The organism is Aeromonas sp., from assembly GCF_050252055.1.
Taxonomy (GTDB): Bacteria; Pseudomonadota; Gammaproteobacteria; order Enterobacterales; family Aeromonadaceae; genus Aeromonas; species Aeromonas caviae.
The window spans coordinates 142,346-163,281 of the sequence record NZ_JBFWLQ010000004.1 but is presented as its reverse complement, the minus strand read 5'-3'; the positions used below and the strand labels follow the sequence as shown (position 1 = coordinate 163,281).

Here is a 20,936-nt window from a genome sequence, read left to right as displayed (position 1 = left end):
GTATAGACGGGCCATTCCCGTCGACACAGCGCTATCAGGCTCTGGCAGATCTGACCTCTTGAGAAGGGGGTCATGCGGATTTCATCAAGAGACCCAGGCGACGACATAGCTGGCGCAGCGTCTGGTTGTCGAGGCAGCCAAAGCCGAGCAGCCACCCTTCCAGTGTCTGCGGGCCCAGGTAGAACTGGCCCAGATGGCGCAGCCCCAGCCCGCAGGCGTTGGCGGCATCGGTCCAGCGCGCCTCGCCGCCGGGGGGCAGCAGCACGGCGCACTGCAGGCCGGCGCCGCTGTGGATGGGAGTAAGCCCTGGGCAGTGCTCTGCCAGTTCCGCCAGCAGCAGATCCCGTCTGCTCTGGTAGAGGAGGCGGCTCTGGCGCAGGTGGGTGGCGAAGTGCCCGCCCCGGATGAAGTCTGCCGTGACCGCTTGCTGCAACTGGTTGCTGTGGCCGTCGACGGCGGCCCGGGCGCGGCAGAAGGAGTCCATCAGCGGCCTGGGCAGCACCAGGTAGGCGAGGCGCAGCGAGCCGAACAGCACCTTGCTGAAGGTGCCCACATAGATCACCCGCCCCTGGCCGTCGAGCCCCTGCAGGGCGGGCAGGGGACGCTGATCATACTGGTACTCCCCGTCGTAATCGTCCTCCAGGATCCAGGCGCCGTGACGCTCTGCCTCGGCCAGCAGCGCCATGCGGCGGGGCAGGCTCATGGGGACGCCAAGGGGGTACTGGTGTGCCGGGGTGCAATAGATGAGGCGCGGCGCAGGATGATCCCCATGAGGGTTGAGTCCCTCTTCATCCACCGGCACCGGATGCACCCGGGCACCGGCGCTCTCCATGGCGGTGCGAGCCCCGGGATAACCGGGGTCTTCGACCCAGACGGTGTCACCGGCATCGATGAGCAACTGGGTCGCCAGCAGGATCCCCTGCTGGGAGCTGGTGAGGATCAGGATCTGATCCGGCTCGCACACCACGCCGCGTGACTGCACCAGATAGCTGCTGATGGCGGCGCGAAGTTCCCCAAGCCCCTGGGGATCCCCGTAGTTCATCCAGTCGCTGGCGCGCTGGCGCCACTGTTGCTGTATCAGCCGACCCCAGAGTGCCTGGGGGAAGAGACGGGGATCCGGCTGGCTGGAAGCAAAGGTGGTGCCCACCTCGGGCACGTCGTGACAGGCGCCACCCTGGGCCATCTCCTGACCGCGACGGGAGAGGCCCGCCGCTGACTGGGGCGGGCGCGGCGCGGGGCGCACCGCCGCCAGGGCGACAAAGCTGCCGGCGCCCACCTTGCGCACCAGATACCCCTCCGCCTCGAGCCGGCCATAGGCCAGTTCCACCGTGCTGCGGGAGATACCGAGATCCCGGGCCAGGAGACGGCTGGCGGGGAGGCGGCTGTGCAGGGGCAGGTGGCCCGCCAGGATGGCCTCGCGTAGGGTACGCACCAGTTGTTCGTGCAGGGGCAGATCCCCTTGCTGCTGGCTGGCGAAGAGCGTTGGCAGAACGGTCATGGTGTGCTCCCGTTGGCGCGGGGGTTGTACCTCTTTCGAGGCGGGGAGCCTGCCCGCAGGGCATGGCGCGGCAGTGGGGCTGGCGACCGACGGGCAGAGCGGGTGGGGTGGATGGTCATGGTGGCGGCTCGATGAAATTGGTCTGCCCATATTGGCAAAATTGGTCGGCGTGGCAAGGCCATTTTGTCGCTACATTGGTGGTCACAGGGTGGCGCCAGCGGGCGGCACGGATTGGCAACACAAGGAGTCTGCATGTCGGAATACAGTGCCACCATCAGTTGGCAGCGGGGGGAGCACGAGCCCTTCGTCGATCAGCGTTACAGCCGGTCCCATGAGTGGGCGTTTGATGGCGGGGTCAGGGTGCCGGCCTCCTCCTCTCCCCATGTGGTGCCGCTGCCTTACTCGGTGGCGGAACATGTGGACCCGGAAGAGGCGTTTGTGGCGGCCCTCTCCAGTTGCCACATGCTCACCTTTCTCTGGCTGGCGGCGAAGGCGGGCTATCGGGTAGAGAGCTACCGGGACGAAGCGGTCGGCATCATGGCGAAAAACGGGCAAGGTCGCCTCGCCATGACCCGGGTCACCCTGCGTCCCAGGGTGATCTTCGGGGGAGAGCGGGAGCCCGCCCTGGCGGATCTGGAGCAGTTGCACCACCAGGCCCATGAGGAGTGCTTCATCGCCAACTCGGTCAACACCGTCGTCACCACAGAGATCGTCATCTAGTCATCAGGAGCGTTCAGGATGAGTCATGTATTGAGCACAGGGGTGGCAGGGGCCGCCGAAGCCAGCGCCTTTTTCGAGGCCCAGCTGAAGTTTCGTACCGATCCGGCGGATCTGGCCGCCGATCTGCTGGCCGGGGCGGCGGGGATCGTGGTCATCGATACCCGCTCCCCCGCACACTATGCCGAGGGGCACATTCCCGGCGCCATCTCCTTCCCCCACAGGACCATGACGGCGTCGACCACGGCGGTACTGGACCGGAACCTGGTGTATGTCTGCTATTGCGACGGCATCGGCTGCAACGGTTCGACCCAGGGGGCCTACAAGCTGGCGTCCCTCGGGTTTGAGGTCAAGGAGCTGATAGGGGGCCTGCACTGGTGGCGTCAGGACGGTTTCGCCGTCGCCACGGGCAGCGAGCCCGGAGTGCTGCTGGAAGGGGGAATTGCCTGTGCCTGTTGAACGTTGCAATGAGGGGGGCGATGCCTCCCTGTCCGGCGCCGCCCTTTTCAACGACTTTGGGCAGCCTCTGGGGCGTGCGCTGCCAGAATGGCGTGGCGCCGAGTTCCCTCCCCACCGCGCACTGCATGGCTGGGGCTGTCGTCTCGAGCCCCTTGATCCCGAGCGCCACCTGGATGATCTGTGGCAGGCGTTCGGTGCCGACAGCGGGGCCATGTGGACTTACCTGACCAGCGGCCCTTTCGCGGACGAGACCGCCATGGAGGTCTGGCTGCGGGAGGTCGCCACCAAGCGGGATCCCCAGTTCTACGGCATCATCGACGAGGGGAGCGGACGGGCGCTGGGACTGGCGAGCTACCTGCGCATCGATCCCCTGGCGGGCAGCATCGAGGTGGGCTGGCTGCACTTCTCCCCCGCCATGCAGCAGTCACGGCTGGCGACGGCGGCCATGGTGTTGCTGATGGCCAATGCCTTTGCTCTGGGATACCGGCGCTATGAGTGGAAGTGCAATGCCCTGAACCTGCCTTCGCGCCAGGCGGCCCTGCGCCTCGGCTTTCACTATGAGGGGACCTTCCGTCAGGCGCGGGTGGACAAGGGACACAACCGGGATACGGCCTGGTTCTCCGTCATCGACAGCGAGTGGCCCGCCCTGAAAGGGTGCTTCGAGCGTTGGCTGGAGGACGGCAACTTCGACCATGCCGGGCGTCAGCGTCGCCGACTCTCCGAACTGACCGCCGCCTGCCGCTCTGCGGCGTGTTGAGGGCGGCAGATCACCCGCCGGGACGGGGCGGTTTCCGGTGCCGGGGCTTTGGGTATCCTTCGCACACAGGCGCCAGATCCGACATCCAGACGCAAGAGGCGCCAGTCATGGCGCCTCTTTTATTTGCTCAGTCGTGATGATCGCCGATGGGGGCCGCAATCCAGTTCATCAGCCGGACCATGTCCCCGGGGGCCACGCCGACCGAGAGCCCCCGCTTGCCACCGCTCACCAGGATCTCGTCGAAGGCCATGGCGGAGTCGTCCAGCACGGTGGGCAGCAGCTTCTTCTGGGCCAGGGGACTGATGCCGCCCACCTTGTAGCCGGTCAGCTTTTCGGCTTCCGCCGGCTTCATCATCTCCACCTTCTTGAGCCCGGTGGCCTTGGCGAGCTGCTTGAGGCTGCACATGCCCGAGGAGGGCACGATGGCCACCACCGCCTGCTTGTCGTGATGGGCGAGCAGGGTCTTGAACACCTGCGCCTCAGGCAGACCCAGCTGGGTAGCGGCATGCTTGCCGAAGTCGTCGTGGGCTTCGCACTCGTAGGGGTAGAGCCTGTGGGGGATCTTGAGCTTTTTCAGCAAGTTGATGGCGGGTGTCATGGGGTCTCCTCGAACCGTGGCAAGGCCAGACAGTCTGCGCCCGGGAGCCGGATGTGGCAAGAACCAGTCTTCACACCCAATCGGGGCCTGTGTTAGCGTAACCGGGTGCCGGATCCTATGATTTGGGCACTTGTCCCCGCATTCCAATGCAATGCGCCGGCGATCGAAAGGAATCGTAGCCATGAATACCACAGCACTTTGCGCTCGCGATATCGACGCGATGGATCGATATGAGACCCTCGCCAGGCTGACCGCCCTTGATCGGGCCTATGGCATGGTCGAGTTCGATCTCGATGGTCGCATGGTGTCGGTCAATCCCCTGTTTTGCGACATGCTGGGTTATCCCCCCGAAGCGCTGTTGGGCCAGTCCCATCTCATGCTCTTGCCGCCGGATCTGCAGGCCGAGCATGATCTCTTCTGGCAGAGGGTATTGGGTGGCGAGATCCAGTCGGGGGAGTTTCGCCGGGTCAGGCAAGGTGGCAACCCCCTCTGGCTCCATGCCACCTACATGCCCGTGAGCGACGAGGCCGGCACCCTGCTGGGGGTGGTCAAGCTGGCGCACGACATTACCTCGGCTGTGATGGCCAAGCAGCGGGTCGAGCAGCAGAGCCAGCTGTTTGACATCGTGGTGGCCGCGCACCAGAGTTTTCTGCTCGATCGCAATCTCGGCTCCGCCTGCGATACCGTCTTCGAGCGCCTGCTGAGCGTGAGCGAGAGCTCCTATGGTTTCATCGGCATCATCCAGTACGAGGATGGTCGTCCCAGTCTCTATGTCCCCTCCATCTCCAATGTCTCCTGGGACGAGGCGACCCACGCCTGGTATGAGCAGCAGCGCCAGAGTCGGGGCGGGCTCATCTTCAGCAAGCTCGACAACCTGTTTGGGCACGTGGTGACCCACAATACCCTGGTGTGCTGCAACGATCTGCCGAGCCATCCAGCCAGTCGCGGTGTCTCCCCCCGTGGTCATCCACACCTGGAGAGCTTCCTAGGCATTCCCATCCGCCACAAGGGGGAGGCGATCGGCATGATCGCCCTGGCCAACCGCCCGGGCGGCTTTGACGAGACCCATGTCAGCCTGCTCGAGCCCCTCACCACGGCCCTTGGCACCCTTATCCACGCCCGCAACCTGGAGGACGAGCGCAGCCGCATGGAGCGGGTGCTGCGCTTCAACGCCGAGCACGACTTCTTGACCAAGCTGCCCAACCGCAGCAGCTTTTTCCAGCAGGCCAACGTGTTGCTGGATCACGTCCAGCACCATCCCGCCGAAGGGGAGGCCTGCTGCCTGGCCTTGATAGATATCGACTTCTTCAAGCAAATCAATGATGTATATGGACACCTTGCCGGAGATGCCGTGCTGGCGTCGCTGGCGGGGCTCCTGATGCAGGCGGTGCGCAGCAAGGATCTGGTGGCGCGATTTGGCGGGGAGGAGTTCATCCTGCTGCTGCGGGGCACGACCCTGGAGGAGGCCCACACCATCATGGAGCGCATCCGGCGCCAGGTGGAGCAGCACACCTTCCTGTACCAGCACCAGGCGATCACCGTCACCATCAGCGTGGGGCTCACGCCCTATCAGATGAGTTACAGGCGCATGGATGACTGGCTTCAATGCGTGGACCAGCGACTTTACGAGGCAAAACGTCGGGGTCGCAACCAGGTCTCCTGATGAGAGGCTATATCGTGAAATAAAACAGGGCGCCATCATGGCGCCCTGTTTGTTGTGGATGCTTTTTTCCCTTAGAGGGGGCTGTGCTGGCGGCAATATCGGGATCCCCGTGATCGGCAGGGACGAAAAAGGGCGCCGGGGCGCCCTTGTTTGCAACGGTCCGGGATCAGCCGGTGTTGCGCATGCCGGCGGCGATGCCGGCGATGGTGACCATCAGCGCCTGATCCAGCTCGGGGTGCAGGGTCTCCGGGTGGTTGCGGGAGCGATTGAGCAGCTCGGCCTGCAGCACGTTGAGCGGGTCTGTGTAGGGGTTGCGCAGCTTGATGGACTCCTTGATCCAGGGCTGATCGTCCAGCAGGTCGCCCTGCGGGCGCAGTTTCAGCACCACCTCGATGGAGTCGGCAAGCTCCTGACGCAGCTGCGTGCCGAGTGCCCACAGGTTCTCCGGCACCAGGCGGGTGTCATAGTATTCCGCCAGCCAGAGGTCGGCCTTGAGGAACACCATCTCCAGCATTTCGAGACGGGTGCGGAAGAAGGGCCACTGGCGGCTCATCTCGTCCAGCACGCTCTTCTGGCCGTCGTCGATGGCCTGTTGCAATCCCTTGTGGGCGCCGAGCCAGGCCGGCAGCATCAGCCGGTTCTGGGTCCAGGCGAAGATCCAGGGGATGGCGCGCAGGCTCTCGACACCGCCGTTGGGCTTGCGCTTGGCGGGGCGGGAACCGAGCGGCAGCTTGCCGAGCTCCATCTCCGGGGTGGCGGCACGGAAGTAAGGCACGAAGTCCGGGTGACCGCGCACGATACTGCGGTAGTGATCGCAGGAGACAGATGCCAGCTGCTCCATCACGGCGCGCCAGCTCTCTTTCGGCTTGGGCGGTGGCAGCAGGTTCCCCTCCAGCACGGCGCTGGTGTAGAGGTTCAGGCTCTGGATGGCCACTTTCGGCAGGCCGAACTTGAAGCGGATCATCTCCCCCTGTTCGGTGACTCGCAGGCCGCCGCGCAGGGATCCCGGGGGTTGCGACAGGATCGCCTGATGGGCAGGGGCGCCGCCACGGCCGACGGTACCGCCGCGGCCATGGAACAGGGTGAGGCGGATGTTGTTGGCTTCAGCCAGCGCCACCAGGGATTCCATGGCGGCGTACTGGGCCCAGCCTGCGGCCATCATGCCCGCATCCTTGGCGGAGTCGGAGTAGCCGATCATCACGTACTGACGGCCCTGAATGTAACCGCGATACCAGTCCACCGACAGCAGGCGTTCCATCACGGCGGTGCCCGCCATCAGGTCTTCCTGGGTCTCGAACAGCGGGGCAACCGGCATGCGGAACTTGCAGCCAGCTTCCTTCAGCAACAGCTGGACCGCCAAGACATCGGACGGGGCACCGGCCATGGAGATGATGTAGATGCCGAACGCATCGGGGTCGTGCTGGGCGATGACGCGACAGGTGTCGATGGTCTCGCGGGTCTCGGCACTGGGATCCCAGTCGCTCGGGATGAGGGGGCGGCGGGAGTTCAGCTCGCGCAGCAGGAAGGCCTGCTTGTCCTCTTCGCTCCACTCGGCGTAGTCGCCCACACCCAGGTAGCGGGTCAGCTCGGAGAAGACCTGGCCGTGACGCTCGCCATCCTGACGGATGTCCAGCTTGACCAGGTGGATGCCGAAGCAGGCCAGCTTGCGCAGCACGTCCAGCAGCATGCCGTCGGCGATATTGCCCATGCCGCAGGCATGCAGGGAGTGGTAGCAGAGCTCCAGGGGCTCGCGCAGCTGGGCGGTGCTCTTGACCAGATCCCGGCTCTCGCTCGCCTGGCCCTGTACCTTGGCAGTCAGGTACTCCTGGGTCTCGCGCAGTTGCTCGCGCAGCTCACGCACCAGGGCGCGATAGGGCTCGGGATTGTCGCCGACCCTGGCACGCACGGCGTCGGTGCAATCGGCCATGGAGAGCTCGGAGGTGAGCTCCTTGATGTCCTTGTAGAACAGGCTCACCGCCATCCAGCGGCCCAGCTCCAGCACTTCGGCGGTCACCTTGGCGGTGACGAAGGGGTTGCCGTCGCGGTCACCGCCCATCCAGGAGGTGAACTTGACCGGCGCGGCGTCCAGCGGCAACCGCACACCCAGATGGTGTTGCAGGCGCTCGTCCAGATTGCGCATGAATTCGGGGATGGCCGGCCACAGGCTGTTTTCCACCACGGCGAAGCCCCACTTGGCTTCGTCCACCGGGGTCGGGCGCTGTTCGCGGATCTCGTTGGTGTGCCAGGCCTGGTTGACCAGTTGCTCGATGCGACTCTGGATCTTGTCCCGCTCGCGGGGCAGCAGATCGGAGAGTTCCAGGGCCTCGAGGCAGTCGTTGAGCTGCACGTGCTTGTGGATCAGGGTACGACGGGTCACCTCGGTGGGGTGAGCGGTCAGCACCAGATCGATGTCCAGCTCGCGCACGGCCTGGATGATGGCCTCCTGGGACAGGTTGGAGGCTTTCAGCTTGTCGAACATCTGCTCCAGCGGGTCCGGGGTGCAGACCTGCTCTTCGCAGCGACGGGAGATGGTGTGGAACTGCTCCGCCACGTTCGCCAGGTTGAGGAACTGGCTGAAGGCACGGGCCACTGGCAGCAATTCGTCATCGGAGAGGGTACGCAGGGTGTCGAGCAGGCGCTCTCTGTCAGCCTCGTTCCCCTTGCGGGAAGACTTGGCCAGTTGGCGAATGGTCTCAATCTTGTCGAGGAAGGCCTGCCCCTGATGATCCTTGATGGATTTACCCAGCAGTTGGCCCAACATGCCTACGTTGGCCCGTAGTGCGGCGTACTTTTCGTTCATTCCACATCCTTATTTTGTTGGTGCCTCCTGACCTTCCAGGCGGGAGGCGACCTCACTTATTGTTGTGCGATTACAACATATGCTCCGTCATCTTAGGGGGACAATCTACCCAGATTGTCTGCGCAAGGTCAAATAACAAGCCGATTCAGAACATGTATTTCCCTCACCTGTCCCAAGGCGCCTGTCATGTAACTTACTTACATCCCTGTTTGGCTAGACGCAGAAGCGCCGGATCAGGTGCTGCAGCACCGCCGTGGTCGGTTTGACGAACGACAGATCCAGGTATTCATCGGGCTGGTGGGCCTGGGTGATATGGCCTGGGCCCATCACTATGGTCTCGCAACCCAGCTGCTGGATAAAGGGGGCTTCGGTGCAATAGTTCACGGACTCGGCGGCCCGGCCGCTCGCCTTTTCCGCCTCCCGCACCAGCTCGGAGTCATCCTGGCAGGCATAGGCCGGAATGGGTTCGTGCAGGTGCTGCAGGTGCAGGCAGCCGGGCTGGTGGATCTCGATGGGGGAGAGCGCCTCTTTCAACATGCCCATCAGCTCGTCGGGGCCCACCTGCGGGGTGGGGCGCATGTCGATGTGCAGCTCGCAGCAGCCGCAGATGCGGTTCGGGCTGTCGCCCCCCTGGATGTAGCCGAGGTTCAGGGTGGGCTGGGGCACGGCGAAGCGGTGATCCGCGTACTTCTCCTTCAGATCCTGCTGGAGCCTGAGCACCTGACCCATGGCCTTGTGCATGATCTCCATGGCATTGACGCCGTTGGCGGGATCCGAACTGTGGCCGCTTCGGCCTGTGATGCGAATGGCTTCCGACATGTGGCCCTTGTGGGCCACCACGGGCACCAGCCCGGTGGGTTCGCCGATCACCGCGTAGTCGGGTTTGAGTTCGGCTGCGGCGGCGATGGCGCGGGCCCCGGCCATGGTGGTCTCTTCATCGGCGGTGGCCAGGATGCGCAGCGGCTTGCTCAGGGTCTTGAGGTCGACTTCCTTGAGCGCTTCCACGATAAAGGCGAAGAAGCCCTTCATGTCGATGGTGCCGAGCCCGTACAGGCGGTTGCCCTCTTCGGTCACCTTGAAGGGATCCTTTGTCCAGGCTCCTTCATCGAAGGGAACCGTATCCGTGTGACCTGCGAGCAGCAGCCCCCCTTCTCCCTGACCATAGGTTGCCACCAGGTTGAACTTGCCCGGCAGATCCGGCAGGGCCGTGACCTCGCACTGGAATCCAAGCTGGCCGAACCAGTCGGCCAGCAGCCGGATCACCGCCTCGTTGCTCTGATCCCAGCGAGTATCCGTGCTGCTGATAGAGGGAATCGCAATAATATTCTTATAAAGTGAAAAAAAATCCAGTTTGGCCATCAGCTCCTCCTTGCGTCCCCGGAGTGTTTCTGTTAGAAAATACAAATGCAAAGTGAGTGCATGAATATTCTGTTCAAGTGCTCATCGACAAGGCCTCTAGTTGTAAGGGAAAGTTAATGTTCTGTCACCTGATCTGTAACCGACGACGCATATCCGCCTGAATTGCCCCTCCGCACTCGTTGCATCAAAGGGGCGATAGCTGACCCCTTGCACCGCAGCACCATGCTGTGAATTTCGAACCCAGACTTGGAATACTCAAACATGCTTAAGACCGTTATCGTCGGTGCCAGTGGCTACGCGGGGGCCGAACTGGCCGCTCTGGTCCAGAACCATCCACAACTCGAGCTGTTCGGCCTCTATGTTTCCGCCGGCAGCCAGGACGCCCACAAGCGCTTCTCTTCCCTGCATCCCCAGTGGGTGGGCAAGCTGGATCAGCCGCTGCTGCCCCTGGACGAAGACGGCATGACCCGGATCCTGACCCAGGCCGATCTGGTGGTGCTGGCCACTGCTCACGAGGTGAGTGCGGAACTCGCGCCCAAGTTCCTGGCCAAGGGGTTGCCGGTGTTCGATCTCTCCGGTGCCTTCCGGGTCAACGATCAGCAGTTCTACTCCTCCTTCTACGGCTTCACCCACGAGAATGAGCAGTGGCTGGAGCAGGCCGCCTACGGTCTGGCCGAGTGGAATGCCGATGCCGTCAAGGCCGCCCAGCTGATTGCCGTGCCGGGATGCTACCCGACCGCCTCCCTGTGCGCCCTCAAGCCGCTGCAACAGGCCGGGCTGATTGCTCAGGGATGGCAGCCCATCATCAATGCGGTTTCCGGCGTCTCCGGGGCCGGTCGCAAGGCCGCCATCAACACCAGTTTCTGCGAAGTGAGCCTCAATCCCTACGGCACCTTCAATCACAGGCACCAGCCGGAGATCAGCCACCACCTCGGCAAGGAGGTGCTGTTCCAGCCCCACCTCGGCAACTATGTGCGGGGCATCCTGGCCACCATCTATGTGCAACTGGCGGAAGGGGTGACGCCGACCCAGGTGGATCAGGCCTACCTCAAAGCCTACGAAGGCAAGCCGCTGGTACGCCTCACCGGCCAGATGCCCTCCATCCGCGGCGTGGCGAGCACGCCCTACTGCGACATCGCCTGGCAGCAGCAGGGCAACATGCTGGTGGTGGTTTCTGCCATCGACAACCTGCTCAAGGGGGCCGCCTCGCAAGCCATGCAGTGCATAAATATCAAGTTTGGTTTTGAACCGGCCACCGGCCTGATTTAACGCTTTAAGAAAGGACCGAGAAGATGGACAAGCAGACGCTGGTAATCAAGTTGGGTGGTGCCCTGATCGAGAACGACGAGGCCCTGACCGCCCTGTTCGCCACCCTGAAGACCTTCCTGGATGATCAGCACCGTCCTCTGGTGCTGGTGCACGGTGGTGGCTGCCTGGTGGACGACCTGCTCAAGGGGCTGGGCATGACCTCCACCAAGAAGAACGGCCTGCGGGTGACCCCGTTCGAGCAGATCCCCGTGATTGCCGGCGCCCTGGCCGGGACCGCCAACAAGATGATGATGGCCAAGGCCATCTCCACCAGCATTCCTGCTGTGGGTCTGTGCCTCGCCGACGGCGGTCTGTGCCAGGTGACCCAGCTCGATCCGGATCTCGGTGCGGTCGGTGACTGCAAACCGGGCAACCCGGCGCTGGTGGCCGGCATCCTGGGGCAGGGCTTCCTGCCGGTGGTGAGCTCCATCGGCATCACCGCCGACGGACAGATGATGAACGTCAATGCGGATCAGGCGGCCACCGCCATCGCCGAAGCGCTGGGCGCCGATCTGGTGATGCTGTCGGATGTGAGCGGCATTCTGGATGGCAAGGGCAAGCTGGTGCCGCAACTGGACAAGCAGAGCGCGCTGGACCTGATGGAGAAGGGCGTTATCACGGACGGCATGGCCGTCAAGGTGAAAGCCGCCCTGCACGCCGCAGAAACCCTGGGCAAGCCGGTCTGTGTCGCCAGCTGGCGCTACCCGGATCAGCTGCTCAAGCTGCTGGCTGGCGGCGCGGTCGGCACCCAGGTCACCCTCTGATCTCCACCGGGAAAAGGACAATCCGATGCAACATCTTCTGAAAGACAGTGATTTAAGCAAGGCCCAGATCGAGGCGCTGCTGGCGCTTGGTAAAGCGGTCAAGGCCGATCCGAAGAAATACAGCCAGGCCCTGGCGGGCAAGAGCGTGGTCACCCTGTTCGAGAAGCCCTCCCTGCGTACCCGGGTCACCTTCGACATCGGCATCGCCAAACTGGGTGGTCACAGCGTCTATCTGGATCAGCAGAACGGCGCGCTCGGCAAGCGGGAGTCGGTGAAGGATTTCGCCAGCAACCTGTCCCGCTGGTGTGACGCCATCGTCGCCCGGGTGTTCGATCACCAGACCCTGGTCGAGCTGGCCGAGTTCGGCTCGGTGCCGGTGGTGAACAGCCTGTGCAACCTCTACCACCCCTGCCAGGGGCTGGCGGATTTCATGACCATCAGCGAGCACTACAGCGATCTGTCCAAGGTGAAGCTGGCCTATCTCGGCGATGGCAACAACGTGAGCCACTCCCTGCTGCTGCTGGGGGCGACCCTCGGCACCGACGTGACCCTGGTCTGCCCGAAAGGTCATGGCCCGGATACCCAGATCTTCCTGCAGGCTCAGGCGCTGGCAGCTCAATCTGGCGCGACCATACATATCAGCGATGATGTCGCGGATATCGAAGGCTTTGACGTGGTTTATACCGATACCTGGGTTTCCATGGGTGACAACACACCAATGGAGCAGGTAAAAGATATCTTCATGCCTTATCAGATCAACCAGGCCCTGCTCGATCGGACCGGCATCCAGCATGTGCTGCACTGCCAGCCGGCCCACCGGGAGCTGGAGATCACCTCGGAGGTCATGGACGGCCCAGCCTCCCTCATCATGGATGAGGCAGAAAACCGGATGCATATCCAGAACGCCGTGCTGCTGACCCTGTTCGGACAGGGCCAGAAGTAATCCGGCAACCGACCCGGAATCACCCCTTTTTATCGAATCATCACGGAGAGAAGTAAATGAGCGGAATCAACAAGATCGTACTGGCTTACTCGGGCGGACTGGATACCTCGGCCATCATTCCCTGGCTGAAGGAGCACTATGACGCTGAAATCATCGCCTTCGTCGCCGACGTGGGCCAGGAGCGTGACGATCTGGAAGGGATCGAGCAGAAGGCCATCGCCTCCGGCGCGGTCAAGTGCATCGTCAAGGATCTGCGGGAAGAGTTCGTCAAAGAGTATGTCTACCCGACCCTGAAGACCGGCGCCGTCTATGAAGGCACCTACCTGCTGGGTACCTCCATGGCCCGTCCGGTGATCGCCAAGGCGATGGTCGAGGCTGCCCTGGCGGAAGGGGCTGATGCCATCTCCCACGGTTGCACCGGCAAGGGCAACGACCAGGTGCGGTTCGAAGGTGCGGTAGCAGCCCTGGCTCCCCAACTGAAAGTGATCGCCCCCTGGCGGTTGTGGGACATGCGCTCCCGGGAAGATCTGCTGGCCTATCTGGAAGCCCGCAACATCCCCTGCAAGGCGACCCTGAAGAAGATCTACAGCCGCGACGCCAACGCCTGGCACATCTCCACCGAGGGTGGCGAGCTGGAGAGCACCTGGAACGAGCCGTCCGAAGCCGTCTGGCAGTGGACCGTCTCTGCAGAGGATGCCCCGAACGAGCCGGAATACGTCAAGCTGACCGTGGCTAAGGGCGAAGTGGTCGCCGTTGACGATCAGCCGCTCAGCCCGCACCAGATCCTGACCACCCTGAACGAGCGTGCCGGCAAGCACGGTGTGGGCCGGATCGACATCACCGAGAACCGGATGGTGGGCATGAAGTCCCGTGGCTGCTACGAGACCCCGGGTGGTACCGTGATGGTTGCCGCACTGCGCGCCGTGGAAGAGCTGGTACTGGACAGACCGACCCGCGCCTGGCGGGAAAAGCTGGGTGCCGAGTTCTCCCACCTGGTGTATGACGGTCGCTGGTTCACCCCGCTGTGCAAGGCCATTGTCGCCTCCGCCAACGCCATCGCCGAGGAGCTCGACGGTGAAGTGGTGCTGAAGATGTACAAGGGTCAGGTCACCGCGGTGCAGAAGAAGTCGCCGAACAGCCTCTACTCCGAAGACTTCGCCACCTTCGGTGCCGACGAAGTGTACGACCAGAGCCATGCCGAAGGCTTCATCCGTCTCTACACCCTGGCGAGCCGGATCCGCGCCATGAAAGAGCAGCATCAAGCCATCGGTGGCGACCATACCCACGGCTAAGCAAGCGCTATCACCCGTTGATACGAGGGGGCATGGCCCCCTCTTTTACAGGCAGAGAGGCCCTTTGCCGTCATCATCGGGTGTGACAAGAGCGGCTGCGCCCTGGTCGCTTCTGTGAGATAACAGGCTCGCAGAAAAACAGGGCAAGATTTCAAGTTCGACGGCGCAAGGCGCCGTCGACAACGCATTCAAGGAGAGCAGTATGGCACTTTGGGGTGGACGCTTCAGTCAGGGAGCCGATAGCCGGTTCAAGCAGTTCAACGATTCGCTGCGGTTCGACTACCGTCTGGCGGAGCAGGATATTCAAGGCTCCATGGCCTGGGCCAAAGCGCTGGTCAAGGTGGGGGTGTTGACCGAGGGTGAACAGGCCAAGTTGCAGCAGGCGATGGAGGTACTGCTCGCCTCCGTGCAGCAGGATCCCCAGCAGATCCTGAACTCGGACGCCGAAGACATCCACTCCTGGGTCGAGAGCCAGCTCATCGACGCCGTCGGCGCCCTTGGCAAGAAGCTGCACACCGGTCGCTCGCGCAACGATCAGGTCGCCACTGACCTCAAACTCTGGTGCAAGGCACAGGGCGAGCTGCTGCTCGGCTCCATCACCGCCCTGCAACAGGGGCTGGTGGCCTCCGCCCGTGCCAACCAGGCCGCGGTACTGCCGGGTTACACCCACCTGCAGCGTGCCCAGCCGGTCACTTACGCCCACTGGGCCCTGGCCTATGTGGAGATGCTGGAGCGGGATTACTCCCGCCTGCAGGATGCCCTCAAGCGCCTCGACACCAGCCCCCTCGGCTGCGGTGCGCTGGCGGGCACCGCCTATGCCATCGACCGCGAAGCCTTGGCGCTCGACATGGGCTTTGCCGGTGCCACCCGCAACAGTCTGGATTCGGTCTCCGATCGGGATCACGTGGTGGAGCTGATGCACGTGGCGTCCCTCTCCATGACCCACCTGTCGCGCTTTGCCGAAGACCTCATCTTCTACAACACCGGCGAGGCGGGCTTTGTCGAGCTGTCTGACGCCGTCACCTCCGGCTCGTCCCTGATGCCCCAGAAGAAGAACCCGGACGCGCTGGAGCTCATTCGTGGCAAGACCGGCCGGGTGGTTGGCGCCCAGATGGGTATGTTGATGAGCCTCAAGGCGTTGCCGCTGGCCTACAACAAGGACATGCAGGAAGACAAAGAGGGGCTGTTCGATGCCCTCGACACCTGGCACGACTGCCTCGATATGGCGGCGCTGGTGCTGATCGATCTGAAGGTCAATGGCGAGCGGACCAAGGCGGCGGCCCAGGGCGGCTATGCCAACGCCACCGAGCTGGCGGACTATCTGGTGGCCAAGGGCATCCCGTTCCGTGAGGCGCACCATATCGTCGGCGAGACCGTGGTCTATGCGATCCAGGTGAAAAAGCCCTTGGAAGAACTCTCCCTCCCCGAGTTCCAGCGCTTCAGCCCCGTGGTGGGGGAGGATGTTTACCCGAACCTGGAGCTGGAAGCGACTCTGGCCAAGCGGGTTGCCAAGGGAGGCGTCGCTCGCGAGCAGATAGAGGCAGCCCTCACCGCCGCCGAAGCCTGGCTGAGCAAGCGGGCGGGTTAAGCCAACCGGCTTGCCATGGGAATTAGAAGGCAGAACGGCAACCTCAGGGTTGCCGTTTTTTTTATGGGTACGCCTAGGCGCCGTGGGGCGCGTTGACCAGGCGCTGTTCAGCCCCTGTGTCCGGCGCTGGCATGATGTACGGCGTCCGTGAGCAGTCGTTGCAACTGGCTCCTGGCCTCGTCGGTTTCATGGCTGGCGGCGAGTAGCACCACCCCCAGGGTGCCCGGTGAGGGCAGCACGCCGCCGAGGGTGGCGAGACTGGCCGGCATGCCGATGGCGGAACGCACCGTGATCCCGAGCCCGGCCTGTACGGCGGCCCAGATCCCGCCCAGGCTCTGGCTGGTGAAGGCGATCCGCCAGGGGATCCCTGCATCGTCGAGGGCGCGGATGGCCCGTGCCCGCATCAGGCAGGGGGCATCGAAGAGCACCAGGGGCAGGGGCTCCCCGCGCGCGAGCAAAGGGGCGGGGTCCCACTCGGGGTGGGCAATCCAGGCCAGTTGCACCACCTCGATGAGGGAAAGATCCTCCCGCTCTCCCTGTGGCTGCCAGGCGAGAGCCATGTCGAGGGTGCCTTCCCTGATCCCCTGCACCAGGGCCCCGTTGCGATCGATGCGGGTCGTCATGCGCAGGGCCGGGTGCTGGCGACAGAGGGGTCCCAGCACGGCGGGGAGCAAAGATTCACCGAAGTCCTCCTGCACCCCGAGCCGGATCTCCCCTTGCAGCAGTTCCCCTTTGAGGGCGAGCACGGCTTCGTCATTGAGCGCCAGCAGCCGCTTGGCGTAGCCCAGCAGGCGCTCACCGCTGGCTGTCGGCACCAGGTGACGTCCCTGCTTCATGACCAGATCGGTGCCGCACTGCTGTTCGAGTTTTTTCAACTGGGCGCTGACCGCCGAGGTGGAGCGGCACAGCCGCTGCGCCGCCAGCGCAAAGCTGCCGCACTCCAGCCCCAGCACATAGCTGCGCAGGGCATCGAGATCCAGGCTGGGGGGAAGGGGTGACATAACTATCCTTATAATCGGGATGATTGGTCTTGAATATTTCGATTTTTTAAATTGTAGCAGTGAGGGAGAGTGGCTTCATCTACCAAGGAGATTGCCATGACACCTGATGTTCCCGATCGCGCCGCCCTGGCGCAGCTTGCCCCCCGACTCGCCCGACTGGCGGAAGAGACGCTGTTTGGCGATATCTGGCAGCGCCCCACCCTCTCGGCACGCGAGCGCAGCCTGATCACCCTGGCCATCCTGGCGTCACTGGGCCGGGTGCAACAACTGCCCTGGCATATTGCATTCGCCCGGCAAAACGGCCTGTCCCGGGATGAGCTGGAAGAGCTGTTCACCCATCTTGCCTTCTACGCCGGTTTGCCCGCCGCAGTGACGGCCGTGGGCTATCTGCCCCCCCGCGAGGAGGTGACCCCATGCCGCTGACCCGCATCACCCTGTGCGAGGGGATGAGCGACGCACACCTGCAGCAACTCAGCGCCCTCTACCACCAGACCCTGGTGGAGGTGTTCGAGGTGCCGCCGAAGGATAAATTCCAGATCCTCGAGATCTTGCCTGCCAGTGCGCTCATCTATGACCCCCATTACCAGACCGGCCGCCGGGACCAAGGTTTCATCCTCTTCCAGATCCTGGCGGGCAAGGTGCGCAGCACCGCGACCAGGGAGCGGCTTTATGCACGTCTCGCCGAGCGCCTTGAGGCCGAGCTTGGGATCCATCCCGACAACCTCATGGTGGTGATCCAGCAGACCGATACCGAGGCGTGGAGTTTCGGCCAGGGCCGGATGTTCAGACAGGAGGTGGCCTCATGATCGCCATGCACTACCGATTCACCCTGCCCGCAGACTACGACATGGCGCTGATCGAGCAGCGGATCGCCAGCAATGGCGCCAGACTGGACGGCTTTCCCGGTCTGTTGTTCAAGGCCTATCTCTACAGCCGTCAGGACGATGGGGCCCTGCCGGGGCAGGAGAACCGCTATGCCCCCTTCTATGTGTGGTGCAGCGCCGAGGCGATGCACCGATTCCTGGCAAGCGAGGGATTCGCGGCGCTCACCCGGCATTTCGGTTGGCCCCGCATCGAGACCTGGCATCTGCTACGGTCGCCGGATCCGGCCTCCCTCGACGGGGCTTGCATGGCCAGGCTGCGGCGCACCAAGGTCGCTTTCCACGACCAGCTGGCCGACCTGCACGGCGAGGCCATGGTGAGCGGCTGGGATCTCACCCGATGGGAATGGCTGGAGGCGGATTTGCTCCCGTCCTTCTCATCGCCCTTGCCTGGCGGGGGCGAGATCTACCGTATTGGCTATCTGGCGAAGGGGGGAGGGGTGTAAAGCGGAATTATCTTTGTCATTGAGGTTATTTTCCCATTCACTTGGGCTGTGAAAGTGATATTTGCATCGTGAACATAGGGTGTTGTGTCTCGCTTGTGGATGATAATGTGGAATTGTGTTCACCCGCTGCAATGAACTGGCTCAGTGGGGCACATTCAGGGTGACGGCCCGTGCCGGGCAGGGCATGATCCCGCTGCAGTGCGTATGGACGCGTCAACCGGATCAAGGAGTTCCCATGTACCTGCCACCCCATTTCGCCGTTACCGATCCCGAGGCGCTGCACCAGCTGATGCAGGCGCACCCTCTGGGGGCCCTGATCACCTGTGGTGAAGGGGGGTTGGATGCCAACCACCTGCCGTTCGAGTTCGATGGGGAGCAGGGGGCCCACGGTGTGCTGCGGGCCCATGTGGCCCGCAACAACCCGCTTTGGCAGGAGGTGAAAGACGGCGATGAAGTGCTGGTGATCTTCCGCGCCGCCGACGGCTACATCTCCCCCAACTGGTATCCGGGCAAGCATGAGCATCATCAGCAGGTGCCGACATGGAACTACTGCGTGGTGCATGCTCACGGTCGCATCCAGATCCGCGACGATGCCCGCTTCGTGCGTCGCTTGCTCGCGACCCTGACCCGTACCCACGAGGCGGGAGAGTCCATTCCCTGGAAGATGGCGGATGCACCGAGAGACTATCTCGAGACCATGGTGCAGGCCGTGGTGGGCATAGAGATCGAGATTGAGCGGCTGGTCGGCAAGTTCAAGCTGGGTCAGAACAAGGAGACAGCGGATCGCCTGGGAGCGGCCAATGCCCTGCAGGAGCGCGGGCAGACCGCACTGGCCGGCGCCATGCTGAGCCCGCCTCCTTCACAGTCCTAGCGTGGCACCCAGGGAGCCGCCCGACAAAAACGGTAACCGCCAGGTTGCCGTTTTTCATGGTTCCACTCCCGCTCACGCGCTGGCATTGAGCAGCTTGCCTACGCCTTCCCCCGGGCCCTGGGGCAGGGTTTGCTTGAAGGCATAGAGCAGCTGATCGAGGTTGAGGTCGCTGTTGCCCAGGGAGCCCTTGAGGGTGTCGAGCTCGCTCTGCAGCGCGTCGAGGCGGGTGCTCTGGGTGCCGTCTGCCAACTGGGTGCGGGCGGCATCGATGGCCTGGGGCAGGGGCTGGCCCGAGGATTCCTGGCCCAGGGTCTGCATCAGCGCCCCCATGAAGTGGTTGATGGCAGGGCGGTTCTGCTCGCTGTCAGCCTCCTGGATGCCAAGGCGCTGGAACAGGCTCTGCACCGTGGGGGCAAGGTGCTCTTCCTGCACGGCAGGCTCGGTCTGGGCGGGCGGCGTGCCGTCGCCCAGCAGCTTGCTGCCGAGCTTGATGGCAAGGGAGGCGAGGGGAAGCAGGGTGCCGATGGCGATCATGATGTCACTCTCCGTACGACTGATGTCATGACGGAGCAGGGAACGGGCCAGCTTGGCGAGCATTCAGCCGAAAAATGGCAGGGGATTGATCCTGCTGTGAATTTCGTTTTTGCCAGGCAGAGGGCGAGCGGGTGCGAACGGGGGCGGCGGCAAACCCTTGCAGCCCGGGGGCTGGTTGGCTTGCCACCCGGCTTGCCGGATCAGAGATCCTTGAACGGGCGGCGTTTCTCCTCCTCGATGACGATGGCCTCCAGATTGGCGATGCGCTCCTGCAACTCCTTGATGATCATGTCCTGCTTGCCAAGACGGTCGGTAATGCGGGCATCCCCCATCTGGTAGCGGGCGCGCTTGGTGAGATAGCTGAACGACACGCTGATAAAGACGATCAGGACGATACCTGTCCACATGGTCATGAATGACTCCTTTCAATATTTGAACGAGAGGATCTGTCTCCCGTGCTGTCGTTGTCTCATACCCGACCTTGGGCGGCAATGCCCGCCCGGTCATCTCCTGTCTGCGCCGTATTGCCGGAGTAAGTCAAAGCCTGTCAACGATAATGCCTGAATGTGATGGTTCCGTCGTCATTATGCCGTGATCGGAAATTGAATGTGCTGGCGATGAAGTTGGTGTTTTGCCGTGAGGAAAAATGGAAAAATGCTCGCAGAAATTTGCGGTTGATCACCCATAAATATTATTAAATATGTTATCGATGGGTTCTTCTTTTAATAAGCGCTTGTCACCTGATATCGATGATACGTATCAGGGCAGGCATCATTGCGAGGTTATTATATGGAAATTAGAAGGCTAGAAAGCGGTGATGAACATATCTGGTTCAAGGCGTTATCCATACTGCTTGTTGATACAGATGAGGGGGCAGTAAAAGCCTCTCTGGACAATATTGCAACCGCTATTTCCGATGATCGCTGTTATCTGTTGGTTGCCTTGCATGACGATGAGCCTGCCGGGCTGCTCAGTGCGTACCGTTTTCCCGACGTGAGAACCGGGGGTAGCCTGGTGTATCTTTATGATATTGAAGTGATGGGTGAAAAAAGAGGGCATGGTATAGGAAAAGGGTTGGTGAATGCCTTGATTGCCTGTTGCAAGAGCGATGGCGTCAGACTGGTTTGGGCCGGTACCGACACGGGGTGTAAAGCAGCACGACAGACGTTCGTAACGACAGGAGGTAAGGTTGCGGGCGACTCCTATGTTGAATATGAGTGGGATATGCAGGATGACGGCATGTCACCGGCATGCCCCCCTGCTTCACCGGTCAGCGCCTTGACCGAACCATTGTTATGATGACCTGTTGCCATACAGGGCTGAGTGAGAGGTGTTTTGATGGATATTTCCCTGGCCGTCATGACAGCAAGGCAGGAAAAATGAAAAACCATTTTTTGATGGGGATTGATATTTAAAATTTGGACAGAACATACGTGTTAAAAACACCGATTCAACAA

At 62.7% G+C, this 20,936-nt stretch carries 21 protein-coding genes; 14 read left to right on the top strand and 7 right to left on the bottom strand.

What is annotated here, in order from left to right; all coding sequences use genetic code 11:
* Positions 1–70: 70 nt before the first annotated feature.
* Positions 71–1,498, bottom strand: a complete 1,428-nt coding sequence (locus AB7E19_RS08865; RefSeq protein WP_322131870.1) for a PLP-dependent aminotransferase family protein — start codon at positions 1,496–1,498, stop codon at positions 71–73.
* A gap of 252 nt (positions 1,499–1,750) precedes the next feature.
* Between AB7E19_RS08865 and AB7E19_RS08860 the strand changes: the two genes are divergently transcribed.
* Genes AB7E19_RS08860 through AB7E19_RS08850 form a run of 3 tightly spaced genes read left to right on the top strand, consistent with a single transcriptional unit; the run spans position 1,751 to position 3,431 of the window.
* On the top strand, positions 1,751–2,218 hold the full coding sequence (locus AB7E19_RS08860) for an OsmC family protein (protein WP_182956759.1): 468 nt from the start codon (positions 1,751–1,753) through the stop codon (positions 2,216–2,218).
* Between the two features lie 18 nt (positions 2,219–2,236).
* On the top strand, positions 2,237–2,674 hold the full coding sequence (locus tag AB7E19_RS08855) for a rhodanese-like domain-containing protein (protein ID WP_042878345.1): 438 nt from the start codon (positions 2,237–2,239) through the stop codon (positions 2,672–2,674).
* 28 nt (positions 2,675–2,702) lie between these two features.
* Complete coding sequence (locus AB7E19_RS08850; protein ID WP_409070738.1) at positions 2,703–3,431, top strand: GNAT family N-acetyltransferase; 729 nt, start codon at positions 2,703–2,705, stop codon at positions 3,429–3,431.
* A gap of 127 nt (positions 3,432–3,558) precedes the next feature.
* On the opposite strand, the gene ybaK is transcribed toward AB7E19_RS08850, so the two are convergent.
* A complete protein-coding gene (ybaK, locus tag AB7E19_RS08845; RefSeq protein WP_010675694.1) occupies positions 3,559–4,029 on the bottom strand; it encodes a Cys-tRNA(Pro) deacylase in 471 nt (156 codons plus the stop codon).
* Between the two features lie 181 nt (positions 4,030–4,210).
* Here ybaK and AB7E19_RS08840 point away from each other — a divergent pair, with 181 nt between their 5' ends.
* Positions 4,211–5,692: a GGDEF domain-containing protein gene (locus AB7E19_RS08840; RefSeq protein ID WP_214005168.1), complete on the top strand. Its 1,482-nt coding sequence runs from the start codon at positions 4,211–4,213 to the stop codon at positions 5,690–5,692.
* A 166-nt stretch (positions 5,693–5,858) separates the two neighbouring features.
* Here AB7E19_RS08840 and ppc read toward each other — a convergent pair whose 3' ends face one another.
* Complete coding sequence (ppc, locus tag AB7E19_RS08835) at positions 5,859–8,492, bottom strand: phosphoenolpyruvate carboxylase (RefSeq protein ID WP_043152777.1); 2,634 nt, start codon at positions 8,490–8,492, stop codon at positions 5,859–5,861.
* Between the two features lie 213 nt (positions 8,493–8,705).
* Positions 8,706–9,851: an acetylornithine deacetylase gene (gene argE / locus AB7E19_RS08830; RefSeq protein WP_039040568.1), complete on the bottom strand. Its 1,146-nt coding sequence runs from the start codon at positions 9,849–9,851 to the stop codon at positions 8,706–8,708.
* Positions 9,852–10,112: 261 nt separating this feature from the next.
* On the opposite strand from argE, the gene argC reads away from it, so the two are divergent.
* The 5 genes from argC (at position 10,113) to argH (ending at position 15,746) form a co-directional block, all read left to right on the top strand.
* Positions 10,113–11,120 (top strand): N-acetyl-gamma-glutamyl-phosphate reductase, encoded by a 1,008-nt coding sequence (gene argC / locus AB7E19_RS08825; protein WP_010675690.1) that lies wholly within the window; start codon positions 10,113–10,115, stop codon positions 11,118–11,120.
* Between the two features lie 23 nt (positions 11,121–11,143).
* The gene (gene argB, locus AB7E19_RS08820) at positions 11,144–11,923 is read left to right on the top strand and encodes an acetylglutamate kinase (protein WP_045522048.1); all 780 of its coding nucleotides are present in this window, start codon (positions 11,144–11,146) and stop codon (positions 11,921–11,923) included.
* Between the two features lie 25 nt (positions 11,924–11,948).
* The gene (locus AB7E19_RS08815) at positions 11,949–12,866 is read left to right on the top strand and encodes an ornithine carbamoyltransferase (protein ID WP_010675688.1); all 918 of its coding nucleotides are present in this window, start codon (positions 11,949–11,951) and stop codon (positions 12,864–12,866) included.
* Positions 12,867–12,922: 56 nt separating this feature from the next.
* Positions 12,923–14,158: an argininosuccinate synthase gene (locus tag AB7E19_RS08810; RefSeq protein WP_010675687.1), complete on the top strand. Its 1,236-nt coding sequence runs from the start codon at positions 12,923–12,925 to the stop codon at positions 14,156–14,158.
* A 202-nt stretch (positions 14,159–14,360) separates the two neighbouring features.
* Positions 14,361–15,746: an argininosuccinate lyase gene (gene argH / locus AB7E19_RS08805; protein WP_322131868.1), complete on the top strand. Its 1,386-nt coding sequence runs from the start codon at positions 14,361–14,363 to the stop codon at positions 15,744–15,746.
* A gap of 107 nt (positions 15,747–15,853) precedes the next feature.
* Here the strand turns inward: argH and AB7E19_RS08800 are convergent, their stop codons facing one another.
* Entirely contained in the window at positions 15,854–16,747 is an 894-nt protein-coding gene (locus tag AB7E19_RS08800) for a LysR substrate-binding domain-containing protein (RefSeq protein ID WP_104452255.1), read from the bottom strand.
* Positions 16,748–16,843: 96 nt separating this feature from the next.
* Here AB7E19_RS08800 and AB7E19_RS08795 point away from each other — a divergent pair, with 96 nt between their 5' ends.
* From AB7E19_RS08795 to AB7E19_RS08780, 4 genes are all read left to right on the top strand, one after another.
* Complete coding sequence (locus AB7E19_RS08795; RefSeq protein WP_045522042.1) at positions 16,844–17,170, top strand: carboxymuconolactone decarboxylase family protein; 327 nt, start codon at positions 16,844–16,846, stop codon at positions 17,168–17,170.
* Complete coding sequence (locus tag AB7E19_RS08790; RefSeq protein WP_168967999.1) at positions 17,161–17,553, top strand: tautomerase family protein; 393 nt, start codon at positions 17,161–17,163, stop codon at positions 17,551–17,553. The genes AB7E19_RS08795 and AB7E19_RS08790 overlap by 10 nt, the downstream gene beginning before the upstream one ends.
* Complete coding sequence (locus AB7E19_RS08785; protein ID WP_322131867.1) at positions 17,550–18,074, top strand: DUF4865 family protein; 525 nt, start codon at positions 17,550–17,552, stop codon at positions 18,072–18,074. The genes AB7E19_RS08790 and AB7E19_RS08785 overlap by 4 nt, the downstream gene beginning before the upstream one ends.
* A gap of 235 nt (positions 18,075–18,309) precedes the next feature.
* A complete protein-coding gene (locus AB7E19_RS08780) occupies positions 18,310–18,945 on the top strand; it encodes an FMN-binding negative transcriptional regulator (protein WP_427934989.1) in 636 nt (211 codons plus the stop codon).
* Between the two features lie 72 nt (positions 18,946–19,017).
* Here the strand turns inward: AB7E19_RS08780 and AB7E19_RS08775 are convergent, their stop codons facing one another.
* Together AB7E19_RS08775 and AB7E19_RS08770 are read right to left on the bottom strand one after the other, a co-directional pair.
* Positions 19,018–19,479 carry a hypothetical protein gene (locus tag AB7E19_RS08775; protein WP_223914991.1) on the bottom strand — a complete coding sequence of 154 codons (462 nt, stop codon included), beginning with the start codon at positions 19,477–19,479 and terminating at the stop codon, positions 19,018–19,020.
* A gap of 200 nt (positions 19,480–19,679) precedes the next feature.
* Positions 19,680–19,892: a hypothetical protein gene (locus AB7E19_RS08770; protein WP_043154852.1), complete on the bottom strand. Its 213-nt coding sequence runs from the start codon at positions 19,890–19,892 to the stop codon at positions 19,680–19,682.
* A gap of 376 nt (positions 19,893–20,268) precedes the next feature.
* On the opposite strand from AB7E19_RS08770, the gene AB7E19_RS08765 reads away from it, so the two are divergent.
* Entirely contained in the window at positions 20,269–20,778 is a 510-nt protein-coding gene (locus tag AB7E19_RS08765) for a GNAT family N-acetyltransferase (RefSeq protein ID WP_322131388.1), read from the top strand.
* Positions 20,779–20,936: the final 158 nt, after the last annotated feature.